At 43.1% G+C, this 25,913-nt stretch carries 33 protein-coding genes, 1 tRNA gene and 1 pseudogene; 23 read left to right on the top strand and 12 right to left on the bottom strand.

All coding sequences use genetic code 11. The annotated features are described in order from the left end of the window. Positions 1-112: 112 nt before the first annotated feature. From BM210_RS16415 to BM210_RS16390, 6 genes are all read left to right on the top strand, one after another. Positions 113-1,813, top strand: a complete 1,701-nt coding sequence (locus BM210_RS16415) for a plastocyanin/azurin family copper-binding protein (RefSeq protein ID WP_177237840.1) — start codon at positions 113-115, stop codon at positions 1,811-1,813. A gap of 188 nt (positions 1,814-2,001) precedes the next feature. Beyond that, a complete protein-coding gene (locus BM210_RS16410) occupies positions 2,002-2,580 on the top strand; it encodes an RNA polymerase sigma factor (RefSeq protein WP_256223671.1) in 579 nt (192 codons plus the stop codon). Positions 2,581-2,586: 6 nt separating this feature from the next. Next, complete coding sequence (locus BM210_RS16405) at positions 2,587-3,396, top strand: anti-sigma factor domain-containing protein (RefSeq protein WP_091170185.1); 810 nt, start codon at positions 2,587-2,589, stop codon at positions 3,394-3,396. A 74-nt stretch (positions 3,397-3,470) separates the two neighbouring features. Beyond that, positions 3,471-3,863 (top strand): VOC family protein, encoded by a 393-nt coding sequence (locus tag BM210_RS16400; RefSeq protein ID WP_091170183.1) that lies wholly within the window; start codon positions 3,471-3,473, stop codon positions 3,861-3,863. 24 nt (positions 3,864-3,887) lie between these two features. Beyond that, positions 3,888-5,033 carry an acyltransferase gene (locus BM210_RS16395; protein WP_091170181.1) on the top strand — a complete coding sequence of 382 codons (1,146 nt, stop codon included), beginning with the start codon at positions 3,888-3,890 and terminating at the stop codon, positions 5,031-5,033. Between the two features lie 144 nt (positions 5,034-5,177). Then, positions 5,178-5,459, top strand: coding sequence for a hypothetical protein (locus BM210_RS16390; protein ID WP_091170179.1), 282 nt, complete (start codon positions 5,178-5,180; stop codon positions 5,457-5,459). A 56-nt stretch (positions 5,460-5,515) separates the two neighbouring features. Here BM210_RS16390 and BM210_RS35715 read toward each other — a convergent pair whose 3' ends face one another. Further along, positions 5,516-5,641 (bottom strand): hypothetical protein, encoded by a 126-nt coding sequence (locus BM210_RS35715; RefSeq protein WP_256223669.1) that lies wholly within the window; start codon positions 5,639-5,641, stop codon positions 5,516-5,518. A gap of 58 nt (positions 5,642-5,699) precedes the next feature. Next, the gene (locus BM210_RS34845) at positions 5,700-5,870 is read right to left on the bottom strand and encodes a hypothetical protein (RefSeq protein ID WP_177237839.1); all 171 of its coding nucleotides are present in this window, start codon (positions 5,868-5,870) and stop codon (positions 5,700-5,702) included. Positions 5,871-6,038: 168 nt separating this feature from the next. On the opposite strand from BM210_RS34845, the gene BM210_RS16385 reads away from it, so the two are divergent. The 4 genes from BM210_RS16385 (at position 6,039) to BM210_RS16370 (ending at position 8,416) form a co-directional block, all read left to right on the top strand. Then, on the top strand, positions 6,039-6,266 hold the full coding sequence (locus BM210_RS16385) for a spore germination protein (protein WP_091170177.1): 228 nt from the start codon (positions 6,039-6,041) through the stop codon (positions 6,264-6,266). A 214-nt stretch (positions 6,267-6,480) separates the two neighbouring features. After that, positions 6,481-6,681, top strand: a complete 201-nt coding sequence (locus tag BM210_RS16380; protein WP_256223667.1) for a hypothetical protein — start codon at positions 6,481-6,483, stop codon at positions 6,679-6,681. After that, positions 6,669-7,937: a DNA polymerase IV gene (locus BM210_RS16375; RefSeq protein WP_091170173.1), complete on the top strand. Its 1,269-nt coding sequence runs from the start codon at positions 6,669-6,671 to the stop codon at positions 7,935-7,937. The genes BM210_RS16380 and BM210_RS16375 overlap by 13 nt, the downstream gene beginning before the upstream one ends. Continuing rightward, positions 7,934-8,416: a YhjD family protein gene (locus BM210_RS16370; protein WP_091170170.1), complete on the top strand. Its 483-nt coding sequence runs from the start codon at positions 7,934-7,936 to the stop codon at positions 8,414-8,416. Before BM210_RS16375 ends, BM210_RS16370 begins: the two co-directional genes overlap by 4 nt. A 98-nt stretch (positions 8,417-8,514) precedes the next feature. Here BM210_RS16370 and BM210_RS16365 read toward each other — a convergent pair whose 3' ends face one another. Beyond that, complete coding sequence (locus tag BM210_RS16365) at positions 8,515-8,958, bottom strand: OsmC family protein (RefSeq protein ID WP_091170169.1); 444 nt, start codon at positions 8,956-8,958, stop codon at positions 8,515-8,517. 614 nt (positions 8,959-9,572) lie between these two features. Between BM210_RS16365 and BM210_RS16355 the strand changes: the two genes are divergently transcribed. Further along, on the top strand, positions 9,573-10,418 hold the full coding sequence (locus BM210_RS16355) for a prohibitin family protein (protein ID WP_091170163.1): 846 nt from the start codon (positions 9,573-9,575) through the stop codon (positions 10,416-10,418). 111 nt (positions 10,419-10,529) lie between these two features. Here BM210_RS16355 and BM210_RS16350 read toward each other — a convergent pair whose 3' ends face one another. From BM210_RS16350 to BM210_RS16335, 4 genes are all read right to left on the bottom strand, one after another. Next, the gene (locus BM210_RS16350) at positions 10,530-10,745 is read right to left on the bottom strand and encodes a hypothetical protein (protein WP_091170161.1); all 216 of its coding nucleotides are present in this window, start codon (positions 10,743-10,745) and stop codon (positions 10,530-10,532) included. Positions 10,746-11,195: 450 nt separating this feature from the next. After that, positions 11,196-11,318, bottom strand: a complete 123-nt coding sequence (locus tag BM210_RS35710) for a hypothetical protein (RefSeq protein ID WP_256223666.1) — start codon at positions 11,316-11,318, stop codon at positions 11,196-11,198. Positions 11,319-11,536: 218 nt separating this feature from the next. Then, positions 11,537-11,722, bottom strand: coding sequence for a hypothetical protein (locus tag BM210_RS16340; RefSeq protein WP_091170156.1), 186 nt, complete (start codon positions 11,720-11,722; stop codon positions 11,537-11,539). A gap of 674 nt (positions 11,723-12,396) precedes the next feature. Then, complete coding sequence (locus BM210_RS16335; protein ID WP_091170154.1) at positions 12,397-12,606, bottom strand: hypothetical protein; 210 nt, start codon at positions 12,604-12,606, stop codon at positions 12,397-12,399. 106 nt (positions 12,607-12,712) lie between these two features. Between BM210_RS16335 and BM210_RS16330 the strand changes: the two are divergent. From BM210_RS16330 to BM210_RS34840, 4 genes and pseudogenes are all read left to right on the top strand, one after another. Then, a pseudogene (locus tag BM210_RS16330) lies at positions 12,713-13,300 on the top strand (2OG-Fe(II) oxygenase). 302 nt (positions 13,301-13,602) lie between these two features. Further along, entirely contained in the window at positions 13,603-13,860 is a 258-nt protein-coding gene (locus BM210_RS16325) for a hypothetical protein (RefSeq protein WP_091170152.1), read from the top strand. Then, positions 13,857-14,240, top strand: coding sequence for a retropepsin-like aspartic protease (locus tag BM210_RS16320; RefSeq protein WP_091170150.1), 384 nt, complete (start codon positions 13,857-13,859; stop codon positions 14,238-14,240). Before BM210_RS16325 ends, BM210_RS16320 begins: the two co-directional genes overlap by 4 nt. Before the next feature lie 128 nt (positions 14,241-14,368). Beyond that, complete coding sequence (locus BM210_RS34840; RefSeq protein WP_177237838.1) at positions 14,369-14,509, top strand: hypothetical protein; 141 nt, start codon at positions 14,369-14,371, stop codon at positions 14,507-14,509. Positions 14,510-14,971: 462 nt separating this feature from the next. Here BM210_RS34840 and BM210_RS16310 read toward each other — a convergent pair. Beyond that, positions 14,972-15,044 (bottom strand) — tRNA-Val (locus BM210_RS16310). A gap of 184 nt (positions 15,045-15,228) precedes the next feature. Here BM210_RS16310 and BM210_RS16305 point away from each other — a divergent pair. Then, positions 15,229-16,161: a hypothetical protein gene (locus BM210_RS16305; RefSeq protein WP_256223665.1), complete on the top strand. Its 933-nt coding sequence runs from the start codon at positions 15,229-15,231 to the stop codon at positions 16,159-16,161. Positions 16,162-16,178: 17 nt separating this feature from the next. Here BM210_RS16305 and BM210_RS16300 read toward each other — a convergent pair whose 3' ends face one another. Further along, complete coding sequence (locus BM210_RS16300) at positions 16,179-16,403, bottom strand: hypothetical protein (protein WP_091170145.1); 225 nt, start codon at positions 16,401-16,403, stop codon at positions 16,179-16,181. 100 nt (positions 16,404-16,503) lie between these two features. On the opposite strand from BM210_RS16300, the gene BM210_RS16295 reads away from it, so the two are divergent. The 4 genes from BM210_RS16295 to BM210_RS16280 all read left to right on the top strand — a co-directional run bounded on the left by BM210_RS16295 (position 16,504) and on the right by BM210_RS16280 (position 20,348). Continuing rightward, a complete protein-coding gene (locus tag BM210_RS16295; RefSeq protein WP_091170143.1) occupies positions 16,504-17,535 on the top strand; it encodes a phosphotransferase in 1,032 nt (343 codons plus the stop codon). Next, a complete protein-coding gene (locus tag BM210_RS16290; RefSeq protein ID WP_091170142.1) occupies positions 17,519-17,839 on the top strand; it encodes a DUF1811 family protein in 321 nt (106 codons plus the stop codon). The genes BM210_RS16295 and BM210_RS16290 overlap by 17 nt, the downstream gene beginning before the upstream one ends. 21 nt (positions 17,840-17,860) lie before the next feature. After that, complete coding sequence (locus BM210_RS16285) at positions 17,861-18,772, top strand: sugar phosphate isomerase/epimerase family protein (protein WP_091170139.1); 912 nt, start codon at positions 17,861-17,863, stop codon at positions 18,770-18,772. A 97-nt stretch (positions 18,773-18,869) separates the two neighbouring features. Further along, positions 18,870-20,348 (top strand): stalk domain-containing protein, encoded by a 1,479-nt coding sequence (locus BM210_RS16280; RefSeq protein ID WP_177237837.1) that lies wholly within the window; start codon positions 18,870-18,872, stop codon positions 20,346-20,348. A gap of 80 nt (positions 20,349-20,428) precedes the next feature. Here BM210_RS16280 and BM210_RS16275 read toward each other — a convergent pair whose 3' ends face one another. Both BM210_RS16275 and BM210_RS16270 read right to left on the bottom strand, forming a co-directional pair. Then, positions 20,429-22,045 (bottom strand): sensor histidine kinase, encoded by a 1,617-nt coding sequence (locus tag BM210_RS16275; protein WP_091170135.1) that lies wholly within the window; start codon positions 22,043-22,045, stop codon positions 20,429-20,431. Positions 22,046-22,235: 190 nt separating this feature from the next. After that, positions 22,236-22,979: an MBL fold metallo-hydrolase gene (locus tag BM210_RS16270; protein WP_091170134.1), complete on the bottom strand. Its 744-nt coding sequence runs from the start codon at positions 22,977-22,979 to the stop codon at positions 22,236-22,238. Between the two features lie 389 nt (positions 22,980-23,368). Here BM210_RS16270 and BM210_RS16265 point away from each other — a divergent pair, with 389 nt between their 5' ends. Continuing rightward, on the top strand, positions 23,369-23,986 hold the full coding sequence (locus BM210_RS16265; protein WP_091170131.1) for a hypothetical protein: 618 nt from the start codon (positions 23,369-23,371) through the stop codon (positions 23,984-23,986). Between the two features lie 96 nt (positions 23,987-24,082). After that, positions 24,083-24,379: a DUF1292 domain-containing protein gene (locus BM210_RS16260; protein WP_091170130.1), complete on the top strand. Its 297-nt coding sequence runs from the start codon at positions 24,083-24,085 to the stop codon at positions 24,377-24,379. A gap of 129 nt (positions 24,380-24,508) precedes the next feature. On the opposite strand, the gene BM210_RS16255 is transcribed toward BM210_RS16260, so the two are convergent. Next, entirely contained in the window at positions 24,509-24,928 is a 420-nt protein-coding gene (locus BM210_RS16255; protein ID WP_091170127.1) for a DUF1885 family protein, read from the bottom strand. Positions 24,929-25,045: 117 nt separating this feature from the next. Here BM210_RS16255 and BM210_RS16250 point away from each other — a divergent pair, with 117 nt between their 5' ends. Beyond that, positions 25,046-25,870 carry a Cof-type HAD-IIB family hydrolase gene (locus BM210_RS16250; protein ID WP_091170125.1) on the top strand — a complete coding sequence of 275 codons (825 nt, stop codon included), beginning with the start codon at positions 25,046-25,048 and terminating at the stop codon, positions 25,868-25,870. Positions 25,871-25,913: the final 43 nt, after the last annotated feature.

Genomic DNA, 25,913 nt, shown 5'->3' with positions numbered 1-25,913 from the left:
AATGTTTGTTTATTTATGAAATTATTCAAAAATTGATAAAACCTATGTGGAACCCATTGCGTTATCTTCATTAGGTGTAGGTACATCTAAATTATATTTAATGGAGGTTGGGATGAGTATGATGAAACGCAGTAAAGCAGCGGCATGGCTGCTTGCAGGAGCTTTTATGCTCGGCAGTGCATTTCCGGCGTGGGCGGCAGAGGCTCCAGTGTCGAGCAATGTGAAAACGGATGCACAAATTGTAGCAGATCTCGGTGTGCTGCAGGGGGATGGAAGTGGTGTCAGTGCTAGTTACTTGGCCAAGACTACGACAAGATTACAGTCGGCGATTTTATTTTTGAGATTGCAGGGTCTTGAGGCCACAGCAGCGGCGTTCAAAGGGGCGGACAACTTCTCGGATGCGGCTCAGGTCAATGACAGCAACAAAGCCATCCTTGGCTATCTGAAAGCGAATCCTCAGCTGGGTTGGACGGGTACCGGCAATGGTAAGTTTGAGCCTATGGCACAAATTACGGCACAGCAATATTACAAGGTTCTGCTGGAATCGCTCGGATATAAACAGGATACGGATTTTAAATACGATGGCGTCATTGCTTATGCAGGCACATTGGGCTTGTCTCAGGTCGCTAACGCAGGCTCTTTACGCAACCTACATATCGCAACAGCAACTGTCGAAGCTTTAAAGAGTAAAGTCAAGGGCGGCAGTAAGACGCTTCTGGACACATTGGTAGAGAAAAAGGTTGTAGACACTGCAAAAGCGGCTGGCGCCCAAACCGCTTCCATTAAAATAGCTGCTAATGCAGCAGTTGGTTCTTATTTGACGGACGAAGCCGGCAGAACACTCTATATGTTTATGAAAGATACACCGAATGTGAGCACTTGTAAGGACCAATGCGTTACGAACTGGCCGCTTTTTGCTGCAGATTCTATTCAAATCTCCGGTGATCTGAATGCTGCCGATTTTAAAACGATTGTTCGTGAGGATGGGAAAAAACAAACGACTTACAAAGGCTGGCCGCTCTATTATTACGCCAAGGATGAAAAGGCAGGAGAGACCAAAGGACAAGGCGTAGGCGGCTCCTGGATGGTGATGAACTACTCCGGTATCATAACGGCGAAGAATGATACGTTGGGTACGTTCCTGACGGATTCCAAAGGAATGGCTCTCTATCTGTATACGAGAGACACAGCTAACATAAGCGTATGCAAAGGGAACTGTGAAGTGAATTGGCCGATTTTCTATACGGAGCATTTTCCAAACATGGGCGATTTGAAAGCTGCTGATTTTGGAACGATTACCCGTGAAGATGGGACCAAGCAAACAACCTACCAAGGCTGGCCTTTATATTACTATATCAAAGATGTGAAAGCCGGTGATGTGACAGGTCAGGATGTGGGCAAGGTTTGGTACGTCCTTGACCCTGCTGCTACGCCTAAGGTTCCTGCTTCAGCTGCGCCTGCGCCTGCGCCAGCTCCGGCACAACCGACCCCAGCTCCAGCACAGCCAGCGACGACTCCGGCCCCGGCTTCTCAAGCAGCGGCTAAAAATTATTCCATAAACATGGATAATTTTAAATTCTCTGAAACGGTACTGACGGTTGAAGTGGGCTCTACGATTACATTTACTAATAATCATGCTTTCGAGCATAATGCCGTATCCGACAAGCTGAAGGCGGACGGTACTCCCGTATTTGAAACTAAGCTGCTGGCTAAAGGTCAATCCGAATCCATCACGCTGACAGAGCCGGGCGAGTATACTTACTATTGCGACCCACATAAAGACTTTATGAAAGCAACGATTATCGTTAAATAAGTCGGAATCCATGAAGTCCGCAGTCGGGGAAGAATCTCCTGAGCCTGCGGGCTTTTTTGTCGTTGGTAGAGCTGACTAGCTATTGCAAAATTTTTCTTATTATAAGAAGATAGGGGTAAACCTATTTCGTTATTTATTCGTTTCTTATAATAAGAGGGTCACAAGCTGACCCGAGGAGCGCAGATTACGTGCAGCCATATCCGGATGAGCAATTAATGCAGCTGATACAAGAGAAACAAAGCTTCGCACTGCGTATTTTGTATGATCGCTATGTGCGGCTCGTCTATTCATATGCCGTAAAATCAGGAGCGGGCACTGACGCTTCCTTTGCTCAGGATATCGTTCAATTGGTATTTACAAGAATTTGGACCTCCAATAAAGGGTACGATCCAGCCAAAGGGCAGTTCGTTAATTGGCTCATTACGGTCACGAGAAACATTACGATAGATCAGCTAAGAAAGCAGCGAAAGCAGGAGGTTCTCGTATCTTTTGATTATGAGATCCCCGAGACCGAGCACACGGCCCTATCGGGCAGGGATGAGCTTCAGGAAACGGTTGCCAGACGATTACTAAAACAGCAGATCGAAGCAGCCTATCCCTACTTATCAGACAATCAGGTTCAATTAATTCGGCATTTTTATTGGGAAGGCTATACATTAAGTGAAATTGCAGCTCGTAATGGAGAACCGATAGGAACTGTAAAGAGCAGGTTGCATCAAGCGCTAAAAACACTGCGAAAGCATTTGTCGCCGGAAGGAGAGGGGTAAGCTACCATGAGCGAGAAAATAAATGACTGCGATCAAGTATTTCCCTTCTTTTTAAAGGAGCTGTCTCCGGAAGCGTCGAATGCTTTTGCCTTGCATCTGGCGGCGTGCCCACAGTGCGCAGAAGAGCTGAGAAACCTTCAGCAGGTATGGCAAGCTTTACCCTACGAGATGGAAGAAATCGAGATTCCCGATTCCGTTAAAGGTCATATGTTCGATAACATTATGCAAAACGTCCTTGAGCATGAGCGGCAAGAGGGGATGGAACGGTCAGATGCACCCTTGATATCCGCTGCGCCACAAATGGCTGCAGAGGAGCCGCCAAAGCTGATTCAGACAGGTCGGAAGGCCGGAAGGTGGTCTTTTGTGGCGGCGGCCGTCTTATATATTGCTATAGGCGCGTCGATAGGGTGGGGATTAAAGGATTATGGAGATAGCAGGTCTTCTGGTTCGCCCAACACCTCATTGCCAGAGGTTCAGCCTGCTCAAGTCGTCAAACAGTTTATACTAAAGGCCTTTGACCCGAGTATGCCGGAGGCGACAGGTAAATGCTTCATCAAGCAGCAGGGAGATGCCAAACAGTTGGTGCTGCAGGTTAACGGCTTGAACAAAAACACCGGGGACTGGGCATATCAGGTGTGGTTTGTTAAAGAGGGTGTACGCTACAATGGAGGAACCTTCCGTGTGAATGAGAAGGGGGACGGCGTACTGACCTATGATTTGACGCCTGCCGAAAGCACATTTGAAACGTTGGGAATTACACTGGAGCCTGATGCACAAGGTACGAAGCCAAGAGGCAAAAAGGTACTGGGCACCTGATGTTTGGATTATTAAGGAATTTACCGTTATACTGAAGGAATTCGAAGTGAATAGCAGAGGGGTAATAAACAGATATGGCAACAAAAAAGATCGAGCATGTGGGTATTATGGTAGCTGACCTGGAACGCTCCATAGCCTTTTATGAGAACATTGTCGGGCTTACCTTAAAGGATACCCTGACGCATACAAATGGTGTGATTCGACTGGCATTTCTGGGCTTCGGACAATCGGCTGAAACGGAGCTTGAGCTCATCTCCGGATATAATGACAAGCTGCCGCAAGAAGGCAAGGTTCATCATATTGCGTTCACGGTGGATGACATTGAAGAAGAATTTACGCGCATCCGTACCAACACTAATTTGAAAATGATTGATTCCGAGATTACGACGCTGCCGAATGGTTCACGCTACTTCTTTTTTTACGGCCCTGACGGGGAATGGATCGAATTTTTCGAGACAACCCGTTAGACGTCAATAAGAAAGGAGAGAGCTATGAAAGCCAAACAGCCGAGAATTGCAGAAATACAAACTTTGCGCGGCTTTGCCTTTTTGGCGGTCGTGCTTCAGCATGCTATTGGTCATTATGCGTATTTGCCGGAGGCTGGCATTGCGGATGGCGCTATGCTGGCCATTGAGTTAATAGCGGCGAAATTCGCCGTTCCTGTGTTTATTTTTATAACCGGTCTTGTCTTATTTTATAATTATCAGGAGCGTGTTCACGCGAGCAGCTTTATCCGCAAACGATGCAAGGATATTGTACTGCCTTACCTCATCTGGTCAGCGATATATGAGATCGCTTTTCGTGAAGATGGGATCCCGCTCGGGCAGGAGCTCAAACGGATTTATGAATATGGGCTAACCGGTACTGCGTCGTATCATCTGTGGTATGTCATTATGGTTATTCAGCTGTATTTACTGTTTCCGTTGATTCAACAAGGGGTGTTCCGTATCCGGGCTGCTTGCAGTACAAGACAGATTGTAGCATTACTTATTGTACTCACAATCGGTTACATATGGCTTACCGCGCTGCAGGGTACGATCAGTGATGCTGTAATAGAATGGAATCTTCCTGTGCTCACACCCCTGTTCTCTGAATATGCGGACCGTAATGCGCTTTACTTTTTCATTTATTTTGTTATGGGTATGGTTGCGGGATTGAATATGAACCGATGGAAGCAGCTTTTACTGCAATGGAAGACAATAGGAATCAGCCTCTATGTGTTGGTTGCTTGTGCATTATTTTATAAAATTGTCAGTCACTTTTCAGTCAACGGAAAGATCATCATTCAATATAACGATACCTTGCTGGTGCAGCCCTTTATGGCGGTATTTCTGATGATTTCGGTGGTTGCCATGTATATAGTGGCGTTGGCTTTTCAGGAACACGCGAGCGAGCGATTCAAGCGGATTTTCAACTATTTGGGTCATTATTCATATGGCGCCTATTTGGCCCATGCATTGATGTTAACCGCAGCTACGTTTGTAACCGATCGATACCTGCTTGGCTGGAATGTATCACTGCGGACGATCGTTGCATTTGTTCTATGTACGCTGTTATCGGTCTTCGTTGCCCAATTACTCAGTCGGTTTCCGCTGGGCCGTCTGCTGACCGGAACTCCGGCTATGAAAAAAGGTTAATCACTTAAAACATAACCTTAAGTATCCTGTAGGGTCTTGTTCATGTTTTGGAATTTGGACTTCATTATGAAGATTACTTTACCGATATAGTTCTTAAGTCCCTGAAGCTAATAGACTAAGAATGATTATTAAGGAAGTGGTCTTATGAAAATTCCTTTTTCGACCATGAACGAGGAAGAATTGCTGAAAGAATTCCTTCTTCTATCCGAGGTCACAGAAAGCCTTGAGCATTTGAAGATCTACAATCCCGCTTTCCAATCGGCGATTGATAAAGTGAATGCAGATATACAGCAAATCAAAGGACAGCTTTTTTTTCGATATCAGGATCATCATCGAATTGACCTCAATCATGTTATTGTCAGCAATTTCGAGCTGCAATCCAGAATGAGGAAGTATATGGCGGCTGTGAATCACGTCGTTCATTGATATCAACCATAGTCCAAAAAGCCCCTTTCTGATGGAAATCAGAAGGGGGCTTTTTTTTACGACTTAGCTTTATTTCTGACAGCAAAAGATTTAAGCTGGTTCATCAAATTTTGACGGGTTTGTTTGTTTCTTAGCAAATATGCAGCTCCCAATCCAATGACAGCCAGTGCTTTTTTATTCATCACTTTTTCCTCCTTGGATAGTTATGACGTTGACTTTACTTACCCATTCCCCATTAAATCAAATCTTCCTTTTCAAACCTTCGATTTTCTCGTAAGCAATCAGAGTAATTTCGTTACCGACCAATTGCGCGATAGACGATTCGGCTTCTTCGATGATTTTTACGGCACGATCATAATCGCTAAGCGACGCAACCTTGAAGCTATCCGTATTAATGTTCGTATGGATCATTCCTTTAAATCAGAGTAGTTATAGCTTACCCGAACGATGAAACAGACATTCATAGCTTAGTGGAAGGAGCGGAATGTTCTGGATGATTTGCGTACCTGTGAGTAGCGTTTAGGCGGTTATCTCATACAATATGTACAAATGGGTTATAAGATGGGAGAGGTATCAGCAATGCCTTCAGTCGTTGGAAATATCAAAATTAATAGCGTGGAACAAAGTTCCAATGTCCAAATTGGAGATGCAGCTTATATCATTCTTTCCAGCACCTCCAAAAATTATGCGGGTGCCAACTCATTTTCACCAGGTGACAGTTTTGGATCTATAACGAATAATCAGAACAACAGTACGAACACGAACGATCCGGATCTTATTGATGGATCAAGCTCGACTGTCGTTTGATTTGGGTGATCAGGGCAAGAACAACGCACATCCTAAAAAATACCTGTTGAAATACGAATATTTGTTCGGTATATTGAATATAATAAATAGAACAAGTGTTCCTATTCTTGTGTTAACTTGCACGTGCTGGTGTACCCAATAACAAGACGTTCACGTGACTATTGGGTGTTTGTTAGCCACGAACTTTAAAAATCGTTCGGTGAGGTGTATGAATATGGAGATGCAGCGCTATATAGGTCAGAGGGTAGAGATTATGTATATGAATAAGAAGGGCGCCTTTACGCAGCGGTTTATTGAGGTGCGCTCGATCAAAAATAACTATGTCTGTGCCTACTGTTTCACTCAGAAAGGACTTCGAGTGTTCAAACAGGAAAATATTTTGGCAATCGCTCCAGAGAAGAGGTGGTCCGTATGAAGGAGCGTATCATATTTTTAGTGGACTGCCAGAGCTTCTATGCAAGCGTCGAGAAAGCTGCTCACCCCGAATATAGAGATAAGCCGCTTGTAGTTGCCGGTGACCCCGCCCTTAGGTCTGGCATTATTTTGGCGGCCTGTCCCATTGCCAAGGAGTATGGTGTGACTACAGCAGAGCGCCTGGGCGAATCTCTGAGCAAGTGCCCTGAGCTAATCATTGTGAAGCCTCGAATGCAGATGTACATTGATGTGTCATTACGAATTACGGAAATATTTGAATCCTTTACGAATCTTGTGGAGCCTTTTAGTATAGACGAACAGTTCCTGGACGTTACCAACTCGGTGGGGATGTTCGGTTCGCCAACGGAAATCGCCAAACAGATCCAGACCAAAATCATGCTGGCAACCGGTGTATGGTCAAGGGTGGGGATATCGTCAACCAAAATGCTTGCCAAGATGGCCTGTGACAATTACGCCAAGAAAAATCCAGAAGGCATCTACAGCATAGACAAAGCAAACCTGTCGGGTGATTTGTGGAAGCTGCCCATTGAAAAAATGTTCGGTGTAGGCAGTCGAATGAAAAAGCATTTCTTTCGGCTGGGCATACATAATATCGGGGACCTGGCACAAACACCTTTACCGAAGCTGAAAAGCTTGTTAAAAACACGATTCGGAAAAAACGCTGACATCCATGCAGATTTGCTATGGCAAACGGCGAATGGCATTGATAGCAGCCTTGTAACGCCAAGTACTCATCGTGTAGCGCCCAAATCTGTAGGACATATGATGACCTTGCCGCGGGATTACGTTACGGAGGAAGAGATCGACACGATACTCTTAGAGCTGACGGAAGAAATATGCCGGGATGCGCGGCGTAAGCAATATATGGGCTCGACGGTGACGGTCGGATGTATGTGCAGCCCGTTTGATGCACCAACGGGATTTTCGCGTCAAACAACATTACCGGACCCTACCAACAATACGAACAAAGTTTATGAGGCAGCACGCAGCCTGTTTTATCGCTTTTGGGATGGCATGCCGGTTCGCAGAGCCGGGGTGACTATAAGCGGCCTGGTTAAAGATGAAGAATACCAGATGACCCTATTCGAGGATCAGGAAAGGCAGAGGGCACTGGAGAAAGCTACGGATTTCATCAAGGACAGATTCGGCAGCGCGGCTATCGTTAGGGCTTCGTCAGCGGCAGCAGCGGGTCAAGCACGGCACAGAGCTCTTAAAATCGGAGGGCACTACAAATGAGTAAAAAACTGGAAGGTAACGGACGCTGGGAGTCTTCCCGGATGATGCTGCCGCAGCACAAGGAAGCCTTGATTGCGCGACAAAACCCGGAGCCGGAAATCAAGCAGGTGCAAAAGCCGACCGAGGATGAGCATGAGATGATACTGAATTCCATTTTGCTCCCAATGATGTTAACAATGGTAGAGCGGAATGGGAAAGAGTTTGAAGTGTCCACCAATATGCTGCGCAGATATTACATCGCAGCCACGCAAATTTTAATGAATCGCATCCATGCCGAAATGGTGAAAAATAAAAATGAATTGAAGGCCAGAAAAATCAGAGTGTTCGAAGATATTCGCCCGGATGATGACTTGCACTATAAATATGTTTGCCGCGGCTATGAGTATCCGTTTTCCGTTATGCGCGATGTCGTGAAATCGAGAATCAGCATCAAAATGGGAGAGTTCGTCAAGACGCTGCTTCATCAAATGAGGGAGTGATGGAACAGGTTTCATTAGCGAAACTTCTAACCATACGAAAGAGGCTCATTGCACAATAAAAAGCACCCTTGTCGGGTGCTGGTCTTATTGATTAGCCATTAATTTTCAATGATAATGCCGTTTAATTTGAGATTGACTTGGTTTGCAATGGTATCTCCAACCGGGCAGGTTTGTTCCAAAAATTGCACAAATTCTTCAACCTGTTCTCTTGGGGCATCGGTTTTGATATGAAAGTTATAACGAATATCAGAATAGCCGGGACGAACGTCTGATTTTTTAAAGAAGCCATCCAAGTCGAGATCTCCTTCAACTTCCACCCAGAAATCATCAAGTTGAATATTAAACTTTTTGGCGTATACCCTTGCCACGATGGATTGGCATGCGCCCAGAGCACCAAGCACCGCTTCAACAGGATTCATGCCAGTATCGGTTCCGCCTAAACTTTTGGGTTCATCGATTGTAAATTCAAAATCTCTAGAACGCACTTTAACAACCACGCCTTCTTGTAAATGCGCTGTAGCTTTAAATGTCGTAATCGGCATATGACACACTCCCTTGGTTTATGTAAATCTTAAGAAATCATACCACATAATTCCGATGTTGTTAATATAGATTTATGATAGTTCTGAATGCTAAGCCAGGTTCCCTATGGAGCTAAGAATAGAAAGAATCTAGCTGCAACAGCGTTTGGAAGTAGGGTCTGCTTTTGCAGCGCCTTCTTGCTGTCATGAGGTGCAGGAGAATGCAACGGATTCCTCAATAAACACGAAAGCCGCCCGCAAAAGGACCTGGTTGAACATTATACAATCCTTGATTATGGCTATTGTGATGTTTATTTTATTATTTTCTTGGGGTATGAAGCTATTATTTATGGGCGGATTTTACCTAATGACCTATATGACCCACTGCATTGCATATAAAAAGTGGCATTTTTACGCGTTATTTGTTTTGATTTTTTTCTTTATGTAAAAATAAAAGTTTGTTTTGTCAAACACCTCCGAATCAATGGCTGGTGTTATTTTATTTGGCTAATGTTTTTCTTCATTTTCTACGAGAGGCTCGGAATACAGCCGTGTGGTAAATTTATGAAACAATTCCAACGATGTTACGTATAACACAAAAGAAGCAGAGAATACAAAGTGGAGGTTAGGGATAAATGGAAGTCATACATGCCAGTAAGAAAAACAGTAATAAACCTATCAACGCAAATAAAATAGTGGCTTGGGGAGCCGGGATTTTCTTGGTAGTTATTCTGGTATTTAATAGTTTTGCATCTGTGGAATACGGTCACTTAGGCTTGTATAAAACTTTTGGGAAATTGAATGATGACATACTATCGCCTGGTATTCATATGAAAATGCCCTTTATTCAGACGGTTATTCAAATAAATACACAAATCACAAAAGTTGAAACCGACACATCTGCATCTTCCAAAGATCTACAGCCTGTGTCCACTCATGTTGCAGTAAACTATTCAGTAAATAAAGCAGCGATCTTTAATTTGATGAACAATATTGGAGGATCCTTTGATACTGTGATCATTTCCCCAGCCATTCAAGAGATTATTAAAGAAGTTACGGCGAAATATCCTGCAGAGGATTTAATTACGAAACGTGATTTAGTCGCAGGGGAAGTTAGTGACTTATTATCGAAAAGATTGGCAAGATATGACTTAGTGATAAATGACATCAACATTGTGAATTTTAAATTTTCTGATTCGTTCAACCAATCTATTGAGGCCAAGCAGGTTGCTCAACAGCAAGCGTTAAAAGCCGAAAATGATCTTAAACGTATTGAAATTGAAGCCAAACAAAAGATTTCGCAAGCGGGAGCAGAGGCAGAATCCTTGAGACTTAAAAGGTTGGAAATTACTCCCGACCTTATCAATTTGAAACAGATAGAGATTCAAGAAAAAGCGTTAGAGAAATGGGATGGGAAGCTGCCAACGGTTACTGGCGGTGCGATGCCTTTTATTGATTTCAGCTCTCTAGCTAAGAAGTAGAGTCTGTCAATTATTTGGTGTAAACCCAATGAGCAGATTGTGTCCCGGCCTTCGCCCCGAGAAAAGAACGTTTCCTCGGTGAATTTCTTTAGCGGATAATTTAACTAGCATTCACTTAAAAATGGCTGTGTAAAGCATTATAGTAAAACCGATAACAATAAATCCAACGACAAAATAATAAAAATATCTAACTGGCTTGGGCATGGTTTTGAGGTCAGCTCTTGTATTAGGAACCCCCATTATCTTTGAATAATGGTCTGTGGCGCTATTGAATGGTTCAACCGTGGTATTTGAGTTGTTCTCATCGAGATGTTTATCTTCCTGCATGGGTCATCAACCTCCATTTTTAACCAATAACTACGTTCTTTTCATTATGCGCTCTTGTCATGAATATTTATTGTTTTCTTATATTTCAGATAACGAATGATTGCAATAGGCAAATTCGTGATCCCTATAAATATGCCGCAGAAAATAGGTATAAGCTGTAGGAAAGAAGGAGCAGGGAAGACTCCATCTCCGATTTTTGGCTGGTTAGCATCCCATAAGCCATACAAAAGGGTGCATATAGGGAAAATTAACGTAAAGGCTGATATAACTATATAGAAAACATGCCTGTTCATCATATCACCTCAATGTATATGTTTTTTAATATCTAATCTGTATACGTATGCAACTGTTAAATGTTTCTATATGAAGAGGATGGCACAATAATCAAAATACCAAAGCCCTCAATCCATTGATCGAGGGCTTTTTTTCGTTTTCCAAAATTTTCGGATGCTATTCTTTTTTATCTTTACGATGCTTACCCATCGCCTTTTGAGCACGATCAGCAAGATCTATCGTATCTTCAACGGTATCATCAACGGTTTTCTGTATGAAGCTGGATACCTTATCGACCACAGAATTGTTTTCTTCCCTAGAGATAAATATCCCTCCCTCTTAAAATATTTGTTGTAGCCGCTACTAACGGATTGCCACTTAAATTTAAGTAACTATAAATTACCCCATCAATTACTGGATTATTCGCTGTTATATGGGGATATAAGGATCGATTGGAGAGTTTGTAAGAGAGTTTACACAAAATTACTGGAGGACCCTATTTATAGTGGCTAAGCAACTCACTTAAAAAAATTACTAATAATCCCAATCGCTATCATAATCATAGGTCCTATAATTATAAACCCAATTATTACTGCAATAAATTTAAGAGGGGCTGATATTCCTCTTTGTTTATCCATTGCATCTAATTTCTGATTTATTTTCTTAAGCTCATCAAGTATCTCATGATTCAATTCTTCAGACATTATCTTGAACCCTCCCTTTAAAGCATTTGCCTCGCATATACCATTATACTCCATTTTTGTTTTCATTTATTTTTAGTTTACTGACTTATTTTAACTATAATGACCATGAGCTCGATGAAAGGACGACAAACTTACCGTGCGGAGGTGATGGATTTTACTCTTACCATAATCCCAAGTTTTGGGGATATCAAAAAAACCTCGATGCTTCATGGTCAAGCCCCAATTTTGTAGACATAAAAAAAAGCCCTAGGCAGCAAGCAGGCCATGGTACTCAACCGGAGTCAGCTTGTTTAGTTTCTTCTGCACCTCCTAAAATAGTTTAGATTAACCCAGGAGTTTTTTCTAATGTTTATTTTAAGGGGGGCGGTTCACTAGGTCGGAGGGCTTCTTTTTTGTTCGTGTATTCCTATTGTTCAACCCCGGACGCGAACAACTATTACAAATATATTTCTTCTGGTGCTTCCATTACAGCTACGTATCCTCCATTAGATTGCCGTTCATCGTACTCGTCCAATCATTTTTAATTTCCTACACCAATGCGTCAAAAGAAAACCACAAAACGACGAATAGTCGAATTGTGGTTAATAAGTTCTTACCGTGGGAGCTTGACTTCGAGCTTTGGATGCTTCTTAGGTGGACTTTGTAGCACTCTCTCCAGGAAGTGAGTATAGTGTTTAGGAAATCGTGTCTTTACTATCTGAACCATTAGCCTGCATATGTTCTAGTTGGGCTTTGTAAAGCTCTTCTTTTGCTTCCTGAACGTCTTGCTCTCGATTGACATTACTATGTGTTGCTTCATTCAGCGTGTGGAGTGCATGATTCAGAGAATTTTGGGCTTGTGTCCTTTTACTTTGGTCTTGGTGGTTCGATTGTTGGTCAGTCATTGAGTATTCCTCCTTAAGGTTTTACAGCAAAGTTAATATGGTCAGAATGTTCATTTGTAATTCATATTATTTGGCATTTATGCCGAATTGTTTTTTAAGTGCCTGATTGACCAATAGCCCATTATTTTCTCGCAACACCTATTTGGCTTCGATTTCCTTTACCCTGCGGATGTTCAAGACAGAAGATCGAGAGATTCAAATTCTTGCCAAGTATGAGGCACCTCTGATTGTTGTACTAGTAATGAGGAATGCGATGAGCTAATTAAACATTCTAGGCAACAATTGCAACGTTCAAAAATAGGCGAAGATCATGCGGTCAATCAAATTAGAACGAGTAGCGGGGTGTTCTGTGAGGAGAGTGAGACGATTACAAGAATCGAGAAGCGACTCTCTCAAATTATGAATATTCCTATCGAGCATAGTGATGGCTTGCAAGTTTTGCTGTATACTCCTGGCCAAGAGTATCGACCTCATTATGATTTCTTCGCAGAAACGAGTCGAGCAAGTGCCAACAATCGAATTAGTACGCTAGTGATGTATTTGAATGATGTGGAGGAAGGCGGAGAAACGGCTTTCCCCATGCTTAATTTTTCTGTTGTTCCTAATCACCTTGCATGCAGGTATTTCAGTGATTAAAGGGGAAAAGTGGGTTGCAACGATGTGGATGAGAAGACAAGCCTTTCGCTTCTCCTAGATGTATGATCATGTACTGAGTGAGATTTGGAAGCAATGGAAAGTTAGGTCGATACTAATTCTAGTATCTCTCCAGTGACACCATGACTGTGACTACACCCGTAGAATCTCATGTTGCGATGTTCTCGGACAAGAGCTCGAATCCCCTAAGAATCCTGAATCCCTGTCTCAGCAAGGGGTTAAATCGCTTTTGGGGACAGGGGTTTGACTCGGTGTTAGTGAAATAGATCTGAATCGTACGTTGTCCGATCAGGATTTGTTTATGATATAATGTGGTGGACAGATTCTGCTGGAGGTGGCGAGATGCGTTGGGAAGAAGTGCAAGAACGATTCCCGCAAGAATGGGTGGTATTGGAAGCAACGAAGGCGCATTCAAAAGAAGGACACCGCTATATAGAGGAAGTCGTCGTTATTGATGCTTTTGACGATTCGACCAAGGCACGGCGGCGGTATAGTGAATTGCACCGAGAAGAACCACATCGGGAGTATTGCTTTTTTCATACCTCTCGCCCCGAGCTAGTAGCGCGTGAACGTTATGTGGGAGTACGTGGACCGAGATGAAGATTCATTTACAGCATGGGCTTCCTTTTGTAAGCGTTACGGTCGTGTTCAAAGGAAATGAATTAAGAATGGATAACGTGCTTCTGGACACAGGCTCGGCAAGTACGCTTTTCAATGCTGATTTAGTCCGAGATATTGGAGTGGTTCCAGAAGGAAGTGATGTTGTTGACACGATCCGAGGCGTGGGTGGGATTGAGTATGTCTACACAAAGATTCTCGATGCGATTCATTTTGGTAACTTTAGTATAGAGGAATTTCAGGTGGAGATTGGAAGTATGGATTATGGCATGGACATTGACGGAATCATTGGTTTTGATTTTATGGTGGTAGCAGGACTTGTGATTGATACCAAGTTGATGACTGTCAAATCTGATTGGTGATATTTTTCACGTTTTGCCAAGCCATGTTCCTCAAACAATTTTGGCATCACGCGGCGGCGAAATGTGGATTTGGTACACCACGGTTCGTCTCCATTGCTGAAAACCCTGTAGGTGATTTCCACACTGTAATGGTTGATATCGGTGGACTGCCGGATCACTACTCGTTCAACGTAATCCCGAAACACTTGTTTCTTGTCCTCATCACTTCCGGACAGGAGCAGGTGCTTCTTGTCGTTTATGGCACATCGAATCTACAGGGTATGGGGTGATTTTGTACAGCTTATGCTGATGTGAATTTGATGTGAAACATTAAGATCAAGGGTATTAAATCCATATGAAAGATCACAAACGAATAAGAAAAACATTGATTCTCTGCGGGTTTATAGCAATAAAACAGAAGGTCTAATAACCGGTTTGTTCCCGCAAACGTTGCATGCCCTTATTGTGAATTTCTTAACGGACCAACGCATGGTAAATTCCTAATCGATTGGGAATATGGTTACCAGACTATCTGGTGTTAGCATCATTCAAATTCAGATAGGCTTACGAATATATAAAGCAGATAAACAAAATAGACGTTAATCGGTAGATGCCGTTTAGCGTCTTTTCCTACTTCACAGGTTTATTTGGTTTGCTTTACCAGGAATTTTTGCGGTAAGTCAAATTATTGCATTAAATAAGGAACCCTGAAAATGAAGAAAAACCCTTGATTATCAAGGGTTTTTCTTGTATGACCTGTAGTGGGCTCGAACCACTGACCCCTACCCTGTCAAGATAGTGCTCTCCCAGCTGAGCTAACAAGTCATGTTTTAGCGACAAGTAGTATAATACCAACGATATCGAGGATTGTCAACACCTTTTTAAAATAAAAGTTTTTTACTTTCTTTCTTGTCCTGCTTCCAGCGGTGAACAAGATAACTTACAACTGCAAGTTGCAATTATGCTATAATATTTCCATAACATAACAAGCAGATAGAGGGGATCATTTATGAAGGATTTTCATCGGCATTTTCAGCCAATTCAAAGCGTGGTGACGAACAATGGAGATAGCGCTGTTGATTGGGGTGGACGTGAATGGGGCACACATCGTCATCATGTCCGTGAACTGCTGGAGCATGCTGTGAATTCCATTTCAATTAAAGATAAAGCTGCGGTTCTAGGTGCTGGTAATCACGGTGATCTCGATCTGCCGGAGTTGGCGAGACATTTTGCGCAGGTGACGGTGATGGACACAGAGGCTAATACAATAGAAGAAGTACTGGAACTGAGCTCGGGTACTTACTCTGGTAAAATTAAGTCGCTAACTGTAGATTACACGTGTCTGGATCAAATTCATTTTTATGAGACATGGGAGGATATGCTGATTAATCATGCTCCCGCTGCCGAAATTGCTGCTTATGTGAAAAATTGTGCATTTGAAGCAAGAAGGTATGAGGCCCTCCCGCATTTGAAAAAAAGCTTTGCCTTAGTTGTTTCCTCTTCTGTGCATACACAATTATTTTATATTCATGCTTTGACACAGCTTTCTGCTTATGCCGATCAATATAGCAGTCAAGAGGTTGGTCAGATCATGGAGGCATTAATATATTTACGCAATAGCCTTGTGGCTGATTATAACAGGCTGCTTTTATCCCTATTGAAGCCTGACGGCAGATTAGTGGTATGGTCGGATATGATTCGTTTGGATGCATCCAATGCAGCACTTCTGGATAGCCTGTACGCCTTACAAAGTGACGAGGAGCGCACACAGTTTTTATTTCGTTCGTTCGGCCAAGTTGGAATGGAAGCTGCGGTTGTGGGTCTGAAGGGATTGTACGAGCAGGTGAAGCCAGAGGGCCAGTTGTTCAAATCATGGGTATGGCTATCCGGTGTGGAGAAGCAGTATGTGGCAGCCGGATTGTCGGGAGTAGCAAGGAAGTAACAAAGAAAAACCGCTCATTAGCTGAGCGGCAATAGAATGCTTTCCTCTTCTAGAGAGGTATATACAATGGCATTGTTTCCTACGACTTCAATCATATCAATACGATTTAACAATGCTAGTGGTTCTTCTGGTTGTGTGCAGCGATGTTCAAGTGCTTGAATTAATGCGGGTATCGCCTTCTGGTCACTGGAGATGAAACGAACGGGAATCTTTTGATCATGAAACAAAATTTCAGTTTTCATAAACGGTTCTCCCTTCCTTTACAATCTGTCCTAATTATACCTCATTTTTGTGAAAATAGGCTGAATAATCTTAAATTTTTGGACAATATTAGGAGTTTTTATGATAAATTCACAAGTTAGCAACATGGATGCGATTGTACAGCAATATTTTAGCCAAGGTGTTTGGACGGTCGAAACGGGGGAGAGCGGAGTCAACAATACCACCCGCTTTGTCCATTATGGTAATCAAAAATATGTGCTGCGCATTTATGAAAACCACGCGGATCTGAACAAGGTTCGTTATGAGCACGCTGTACTGAAGGCGCTCCAACAGAAGAAGCTTTCTTTTCGCATACCCTCGCCTGTCCAGGCTTTATCCGGTGAAACCTATGTGCAAACACAGTCCTCCCAGCTTGCGGTGCTTTTCGAGTATATTGAAGGCAGTAGGGCTGATTTATCCGATGTGATGCATGTTCGATCGATTGGCCGCGCAATGGGTGAGCTGATTGATGAAATGGCGCAGTTGGCTGTGTCTCTTGAAGCCGCATATGAACGGTACTATGAGCTGTATGAGATCCATCCATTGGTCAATGAAGATAGATTGAAGACTTGGTTGAGTGACATGGAATCCGGTAAGGCTTCGGTGGAAGCCAAGCGGTTGAGGAAAGAAATTCAGCGAGTCGAACAGGCGATTCCTGTGTGGAGCCGACTTCCTGTTCAATTGGTGCACTCGGATCTTGTTGCTGGAAATGTGCTTGCCGATGATCATGGGGTAACGGGGATATTGGATTTTGAGTTTGTGACGATGGACTTACGGGTCATGGATGCAGCCGTCTTTCTCAATGAAATCATTCGATATCATGGAGACCGCTGGGAGCTGATTGAAGCATTTATTCAAGGATACGGACAATCGGGCAGCTTGAATACAGATGAAATCGCTGCATTGCCACAGCTTATTTTGCTCAGAAGCGTTGTCCTGTGCATCCATTTCCTGGGTAGGCATTGGGCAGGAATTGATCTCCGCGATGAGCTGCAGTCCTACTTGATCGGTTTTGCCGAGGTTCAGAATTGGCTTGGGTTACATGAGCATCACCTTAAGGAACGCTGCAGCTATTATTGGAATGGAGGGTTAGCGAATGAAGAAACTATATAGTCAAATGAATGCATCGGAACTTGCAGAAGAGCTCCAGGAAATTTTGGATGCTATGTCTCATGCTGAGTTTCCCAGCCAGAAGGAACTATTAGAACGTAAATATTACACAGCCAAAGCCTATACTCTGGAGCCAGCTGATTACCCTCCTGGGTTATATGAGGTTGAAGGAGAAGCGTCTGACAGATTCTTGCTGCAGTATGTAAATGGGATTATGGGTTGGGGTGTGCTGCTGGGCAGTAAAGAGGAGGCAAGCTTTCACATTTCGATGTTAAAACTTGTAGAAAATGTGCATGTTCACGATTAACAACCTGAAAGAGGTGTAAGTGTGAGTAGGGATACACAATTCGTTAATGATCAAAGTATAAATCCTCCACGATTAGATATTCAGCAATCTTGGTGGGCCATGATTGGATTAGGCAACGGTGAACGGGAATGGACAATGGAAGAAAAATTCGAGAAAATTGCAGAAGCTGGATTTACAGGTATTATGGGTCGTTTGCCTGAAGGTCGGGATGCGGATGTATGGCGCCGACTACTCGATGATTATGGTTTTAGCTTCGGTATTCATTCATTTCCTGGCAGACCCGAGGATATCACGGAATTATTGAAAGACGCCAAGCAATTCGGTGTACAGTATGTGAACTCCCAGGTAATGAGTTCCTTCCTAATCGGTCAGCCTGCTATCGATTTACTGGACGGGTTGGTGCAAGCAGGACGTTCAGCGCAAATGCCCTATTTTGTTGAAACGCATCGTGGCCGAGTGACACAGGATTTACATCGTACAGTGGAGTATGTAAGGGCGGTTTCTGACCTACGCTTGACTATTGATTTGTCACATTACATCGTTGCAGGCGAGGTTACAGGCAGTGACGAAAGCGTCTTAAATAAGGTGTCAGAGCTGTTTGATAGCCTACTGGAGCGTACCTCAAGTATTCACGCGCGTGTGTCCAATGGAGAGCAGGTACAGGTCGATATAGGATCTGGTGGAGAGCATCCGATGGTGCCTCATTTTATGGGCTGGTGGCAGCGAGGGATGGGATACTGGCTGAAGGATGCGCAGCCTGGTGATGTACTGCCATTCGTCACGGAGCTGGGTCCTCCGGATTATGCCATCACGAATCAATCCTACTTATTTAGCGGACGTTCAGAGATCTCTGATCGATGGGAGCAGGCGCGTGTACTAAAAAGATTAGGTGAAGAAGCTTGGAAGCTCGCTGTGAAAGAAAGTGGAAAGTAACGCTATTTCAGATGGCCTGGTTAATTGAACAAACGAACAAGTTATGATAAACTTGTAACAGATGAAAGCGCTATCAATCATGAGGTGGGGACAACTGATGAGACTAAGCCTAACCGTTTGTAGTATTTTACTTGCGATCTTTGTCATCTTTTCGGAAGAGGCTTTTGCACAAAAGCAGGAAGCTGCAGCTTATACGAGTGCTGAGGGAATTCGTTTTGTAAGCTATAGCAGCTTATGGAATGAGCAGAAATTAAAAGAGCTTTATGACAGCTTGCTCAAATGCGACCATGGTGAAGAATTATCTGCACTAAAGCAAGTTATTCTGGACCCAGCGCCTAGCGAGGGAAAGAGCGGCTCAAGAGTCGGCAACTACAATGCAGATACTCAAGTGATTAGGCTGTTTGAAGTCGAGTCTACACCGGTTATACGCACTCTCATCCATGAATATGGACATCATTTTACTTATTATTGGCTGAGAAAAAAGGAGGGTACATCTCCAAGACAGCTCACGGAGTCCTCAACCTGGTCAAAGGTTCGCCAGCTTAATGACTATCCTATCCGATGGTCTGGCAGTACGCTCCCTTATTTACATAAATGGGATCCCGGCGAAATTATGGCTGAAGATTATGTCATGCTTTTCGGCGTGGGAGGGAGTCCTTTGAATCCGAAGTCGGCGAGTGTTGTGAATATGCTTCGTCACGAAAATGAGTATATTCCTTCTGCGCAGTCGCAACCTGCACTTAGACAGTACTGGGAGCAGTTGGCAGGTTTGTCGACGAAGGAGCCTATCCGACTTCCGGAGATTAAGCAATGGCAAGCCTTGGAGGATATTGAGGAGGGCACGAATCGATTGGTGTTTACCTCTGCCGCCACTCAAAACTACCAGCTCATTCAATACGGTATTCATGTTACCAGCTTTAGAGAAGGACAACTGATCAACTGGACAACGGCTATCAATACGATGGGTAAAGAGCCTGTAGAGGTTAAGCTGGATATGAATGCTTTGAGAGACAAAGATTCGATGGAAGCCTTTAATGGTATTATTCAAATTTGGGCGCTAGACCCACAAAGCAATCAGCTCGTCTACACGCCTTTTTATATGAATTGGTTTACATTCGAGCCAAGTTCAAGAACCTTACAGGCAATACCACCCTCTTTTTCCGGCAGAGGACTGACAGCTATATTGAAACGGGATGGACTGGACAAATGGCCCCTTACGCATTTGATTATGAACGGGATGCCTTTAACGCCTATAAAGCGTTATGAAGATAAGGAAGGCAATGTATATGTACCTCTGCGCTTATTTAATGAAGAAACCGTTCAAGGATTAAAAGAGCAGCGAACGGTTGATAGCGATGGCGGTAGACGAATTAAAGTGAAATACAAACAGAGGGATATTCAATTGAGGCTGGATGAACAGCAAGCGATTGTCAATGGAGTCACGTTCAAGCTTAGCCAGAGAGTCAGGCGTATGGGCTCCGAATTTGTGGTTGGTACCGATGATCTAAAAACATTATTCAATGTAACCGCACGTTGGGATGAATCGGGTAGCAGTCTGCTTATGGAATCGATTTGATCTACGGGGAACCTAAATTTGGAGAAATCAGCACATAAAAAAAGATCTTAGAGGGCCAACTTGGCCTTATAGGATCTTTTTTAATGAGGTAGAGAAGTTTCTGCACGGTAAGCATCAGGAGAAGCAAGTGGGATGGTAATGGTCAGCTTGGTGCCTTTTCCGCTTTCACTTTCAACTTCCATCGTACCCTCATGATCTTGTACAATTTTATGACAGATGGATAAACCTAACCCTGTACCCGTGTCTTTGGTTGTATAGAAAGGAAGGAAAATTTTTTCTAGTTCGGATTGTGGGATCCCACTACCTGAATCTGATATTTCAATGACTGCTGACTGATTATAGCTGGAAAGATCAATACGTACTAGACCCTGCTCCTCCATCGCCTCAAACGCATTTTTGATCAAATTCAACAGCAGCTGCAGCATCTTGTCCTGATCCATCAATAGGTACAACGGTTGTTCAGCATGCTTGAACTGAATGTCATGCCCAAGTCGTGAGGCTTCCGAATCGAGCAGCGAGATGACTCTCTGTATGCATTCATCAATCGCATATATTTTAAATTGCGTCGCATGCGGTTTGGAGAACTGGAGGAATTCCGCAGTCAGCATACTCATGCGTGTAATTTCGTCCATAATCAGATCGTACCAAGGCCCAACATTGAAATTGTCCGCTCTAGAAAGCTGAAGAAAGCCTTTGATAGTTGTTAATGGATTACGAATTTCATGAGCCATACCGGACGCCAATTCCCCAACGACTCTGAGCTTCTCTGAACGAAGCATATGTTCTTCGCGTTTAAGCCAGGACTCCCTCTTCATCATATACAGATTGCGTTCCGCTATAAAGATCAAATCGTCCTTGAACATTCCGTCGTTAGGATAGAATGCCATTCCAAAGTTCATTTCGATGCCGGTTAGCTTAGGGAAATCAATGGTAAGCTGCTGTTCAATATGATGCGTCAGCTGCCCGATATGAGTCGATTCCAACACGATAGCAAACTCGTCCCCTCCGTAGCGGGAGATAAGCAGAGCTTCCGGGAACATGATACGCAGTAGTTGAGCGGCCTGTTTCAAAATTCGGTTTACACCATGAAATCCATTGGCGGTATTGAGTGATTTCAAATCCTTGCAATCAATCAGCACAACCGCGATAGGTTCACCTTGCTGAACCAGCTTGTCTAACTGACGGTGACACTCTTCATAGTTATAAAGGCCAGTGAGAGCATCATGGGTAGTCAGATGTTTTTTTTCATTATCCAATTGCTTGGTCTGATTTCGTAGAACAAGTATGTATTGATAAAAAAGAAAGGCGAAGGTAAGGCAGCTAATCGAACTGAATAAAAAAGTAGATACATTATAAAGGGTAAGTTTCATGTAAGAGTAAGATACCAGAGCGAACGTCAAGGTATACAAGAGGCTAATAAGAGCTGCGGCTTTTGGCGTTCGAATAATATGGAAATGTTTGCCGATTTGCGCAAAGTAGAGAGGTAAGCACCAAGCCATTTGACTGACGGAATGAAAGGCAATCAGCAGCACGATTTGAATAAAGATGGATATCAAGAGTCGTTTCTCAGTGAAATGAGCGATGATATATAAAATCGCTATGAGGAGAAGTAAAGCCGGATCTAATGTTTTCTCGAAAAAAATCGAAGAAATGCAGATCACGATGGTATAGCCGAATAGTATCCAATTATAGCCCATGCCTTTTTACTCCTTCTTAAGTGCATATGAATGAACGGATAGGAACCAACAAGCCATGAATACAGATAAGATTCTGAATACAAACGTTTTCATAACTAAGATCCAACATAAATGAAGAAGTGTAACCTCTCAAACGTTGTAAGCTATTACCATATTTTAAGGGAAAAACCTGACCTCAGGGGCCAGGTTTTTAGGGGAAAGTGTAGGTTGAATGCTGCTTCATAATTGTCATTTTTCCTGTTTTCCCTATAAATTCATCAATATAATCGTCATAATGCATAAGCATAACTGAGCCTTGAATGGATTCCGGTAAAGTCAGCAGCTCATCAAGGCTGGCATGAACAATACCTGGACTGGACAACTGACAATCATGCAAAATGTACTGACAGCGCTGCTCCCCTCGGAGCCCAACCAAAAGCGGATAATTGAATTTGGTATCGGAGCTGTAAAAGACCTTTTCATTAATCAATAGAGAGTAGCTCGGCTTGTCGTGAATATGTTCGGATCGTATCAGCTCCAGGGTAAGGCCTGGGTGAATAACTGTAGAGACAGCTTCTTCCATTACGATAAGCTCAAAATAATCCTCGAGTCCGAAAAAACCCTCATGCTTGTTCTCCAAACCGCCACGCAAGGACTGACTCCACAAAGAATCGACAAGCAAGGCTGGAACGAATAACTTCATTCTGTACTTGTATGTATACTTTAAACGAAAAGCGAATTCTTCCATACCACCTACATGGTCAGCATGGATATGGGTGATAAGTAAACCATTAATTTGATTAATCTCGACATCAAGCTCGTGTAAGGCTCTTGGTGCTGTATAACCGCAATCCACTAGCAAGGTGAAGCCGTTGCACGTTACTAACGCATTATTGTTATAAAACTTTTTGGAAAAAGCACTACCCGTGCCTATCATCTGGATTTGCAGGCTCACGAACGATCCTCCACTCATGGTTGCATAACGCTTACATATCTTTCTTAATCTATCATGGTTTGGAGTTAGAATTCAAGAGAATTTTGACACACTTTAACAATATTTTATCCTTTTCTTGTTTGTTTTTTATATTAAAGAATGGAAATGATTTGAATTTGTATTATGCTTTCAAAGTGTGGATAAGCTGATAACATATTTGAACCCTGAGATAAGTTTCCAAATTCGTGGCATATTTTGTATTTAATTTGCTTCTTGTGTCGAGTTTTGCACCATATATAGATTGCAGTCCAAAATCTTTTTTTGTTTTTTAAGAAAACAGCGCAACTCTTGAGGGCAATCCGAGTATAACATTGTATAAAACAAGTACAAGTCACGATGGAGGTTACACAATGAAAGTACCACGAATGCTAACGCTGGTGCTATCGCTCTCCTTGTTAGGAAATGCAGGCGTTTTTGCAAATTCGATCTGGGGCGATTACGAGGGATTTAGTAAAGTGAAAATGGTCGTTAATAATGTGGAACAACAATTTAAAGACGGTGAGGCGCCTGCCTTTTTGATTAAAGGTAACGCGGTGTTTCCGGTGCGTGAGCTTTCGGATTCTCTTCAGTCGCTCGTACGGTGGGATAATGCCAAGAATACCGTATCGATCTACAAGCCGAATGTTCATATGTTTGTTGCTGAGAAGGTAAATGAAGATTATTCGATCAAATCCCCCTTTGGTAAAGTGCCCAAAGGCAAAAAAATTGATTTTGCAGTATTTGCACAGGTTGACAGCTTGAAAACACCTTTTTATTCCTTCAAAATATCGATAGATTCTCCGAGCGGGGATCAAGCCGCACCGGCTCATGAAAAGATCGTTAACGGAGCGAAGGAAAACTTTTGGTATCCATGGTCATTTAGTGTTCCTTTTAACGAAGCAGGTGAATATGTAATTAAATTCTCCATCAAGCTGGACGAAAGTAGCGATTATACCGTGATTTCCCAGAAAGTCATTGTATCTGAATAAATGATTGCAGAGGATGCGTGTTGACAATTGACCTGTATGCATGAACATGTTACTATACGTGGGATAACTAAATTTTTAATGAAATGAGGTTTACCCATGAGCGAACATATACATGATGAGTCCTGCGACCACGATCATGACGAAGAGGATATTTTTGTAGTCACGGATAAAGATGGTGTCGAGCACGAAATGGTTATGGTATACACATTCGAGGCAGACAATCAGCCTTACGCTGTTTTATTGGATCGGAATGATCCAGAAGCGGATGGCGTCATTTTCAGAATTGAAGAAGAAGAAGAAGATGCTTATCTGGAAAGCATTGAAGATGAAGAAGAATGGGAACGCGTTGTCAAGATCTATAACCAGATCATAGAGGAACAGGCAGCTGAATAATTAGTGACGGAGGACCCTTCTTGTGATGACAAGAGGGGTTTTTCGTGTGATCAAAGACTTATTGGTTTTGGGCTGCAAATAACAAATAGACCGTTCCGCTTCAAGAGGGAAAGGTCTGCTCGATCGTTGTTATTTACGTGGATTGAAGTACATAATACGCCCGTTGAACAAGTGCAGCTCGGCTTTCCATAGTCTGGCCAAGTACTTGCAAAATTCGTTGCCTTTAGCTTTGTCGCCGTGGGTCGAACCATCAGGTAATACAATTTGTACAAAATGCCTGCTAGTGTCACCATCCTGTGTGGAGCCTGTCCCCATAACAATGTAATGATATAAAGGATCCTTGCCTTTCAGGTAAAACCACTGATCCGCCGCTTCGGGCTTTGTTTCTACGGTGTAAGGGAAACCGGCATCGCCATATTCCCAGCCTAATTGCTGGCCTGTCAGGTTGAGCTGTTCCTTGTAATGCATCAATTGTTCTTTTAATTGTTCTAAGGAAAGGGAAGGAATGGTAGAGCCTTCTACGAATTTAATATACGCGCTTTGAGCCATGATCGATACACCTGCCTGTAATTGGACTGAAAAGGGTTACATCTGATCGGATACCATGAACATCATAGCATTTTAGAAACCGTTTTGACAATATGGATAGAAAGAGGAGAGATTATAATGAGTAAGCAGCGTTTTGAAGGATATTTATTGGTAACAGATATGGATGGTACATTATTAAACAGTGGTAAAAAAATCAGTCCAGAAAATAAACAAGCGATTGAAATGTTTGTGGAGAATGGTGGTTTGTTCACACTGGCAACTGGACGTATAACCTCCTCTGTACAGCGGTTTGCGGATCAACTGCCGCTTAATGCGCCTGCGATTGTGTATAACGGTGCTATCATCCATGATTTTGATAAAGGCATCGATGTATGGCAGCGGACGCTGGGGCCTTCGGCTGGACCGATTCTGAGTCGAGTTATGGACAAGTTTCCTGGAGTTGGTGTAGAAATATACTGCGGCAGCGAGCCTTATTTCATTCGTGAAAATCAGACAACAGACCATCATCGTCGTATGGAGAACTTTAACAGACCTGTGATCGAGGGATTCGATTCCTTAAAGGATCCGTGGTTTAAGGTTCTTTTGGCTTGGGAACCCGAACGGTTGGACGAAATTGAACGCTATATAGCAGAAACAGAAGATGAGGACGTTACTTGGGTACGATCTGATGATAAATATTTCGAAATGCTGCCGTCTGGCGCAACGAAAGGACATGCTTTGGAGCACTTGGTAGAAATAATGGGCATTGACATGGCCAAATGTATCGCGATGGGGGACCATCTGAATGACCTAGAAATGATCCGCAGAGCTGGTGTTGGGATTGCTGTGGCCAATGCCCATGAAACGCTGCTGAGTGCCTCTAATCGCTCCTGCTGTCATCATGAAGAGAATGCAGTTGCAGATGTGATTGCCTGGCTGGATCGGGAAGTTGTTAGCAAATAAGCAAATAACCGAAACAGATGAATGAACAAAGCAAAAAGAACAA

It is taken from the genome of Paenibacillus sp. 1_12, assembly GCF_900114475.1.
Taxonomy (GTDB): domain Bacteria; phylum Bacillota; class Bacilli; order Paenibacillales; family NBRC-103111; genus Paenibacillus_S.
Note: the sequence above shows the minus strand (reverse complement) of the source record. Positions and strands in the feature narration are given on the sequence as shown.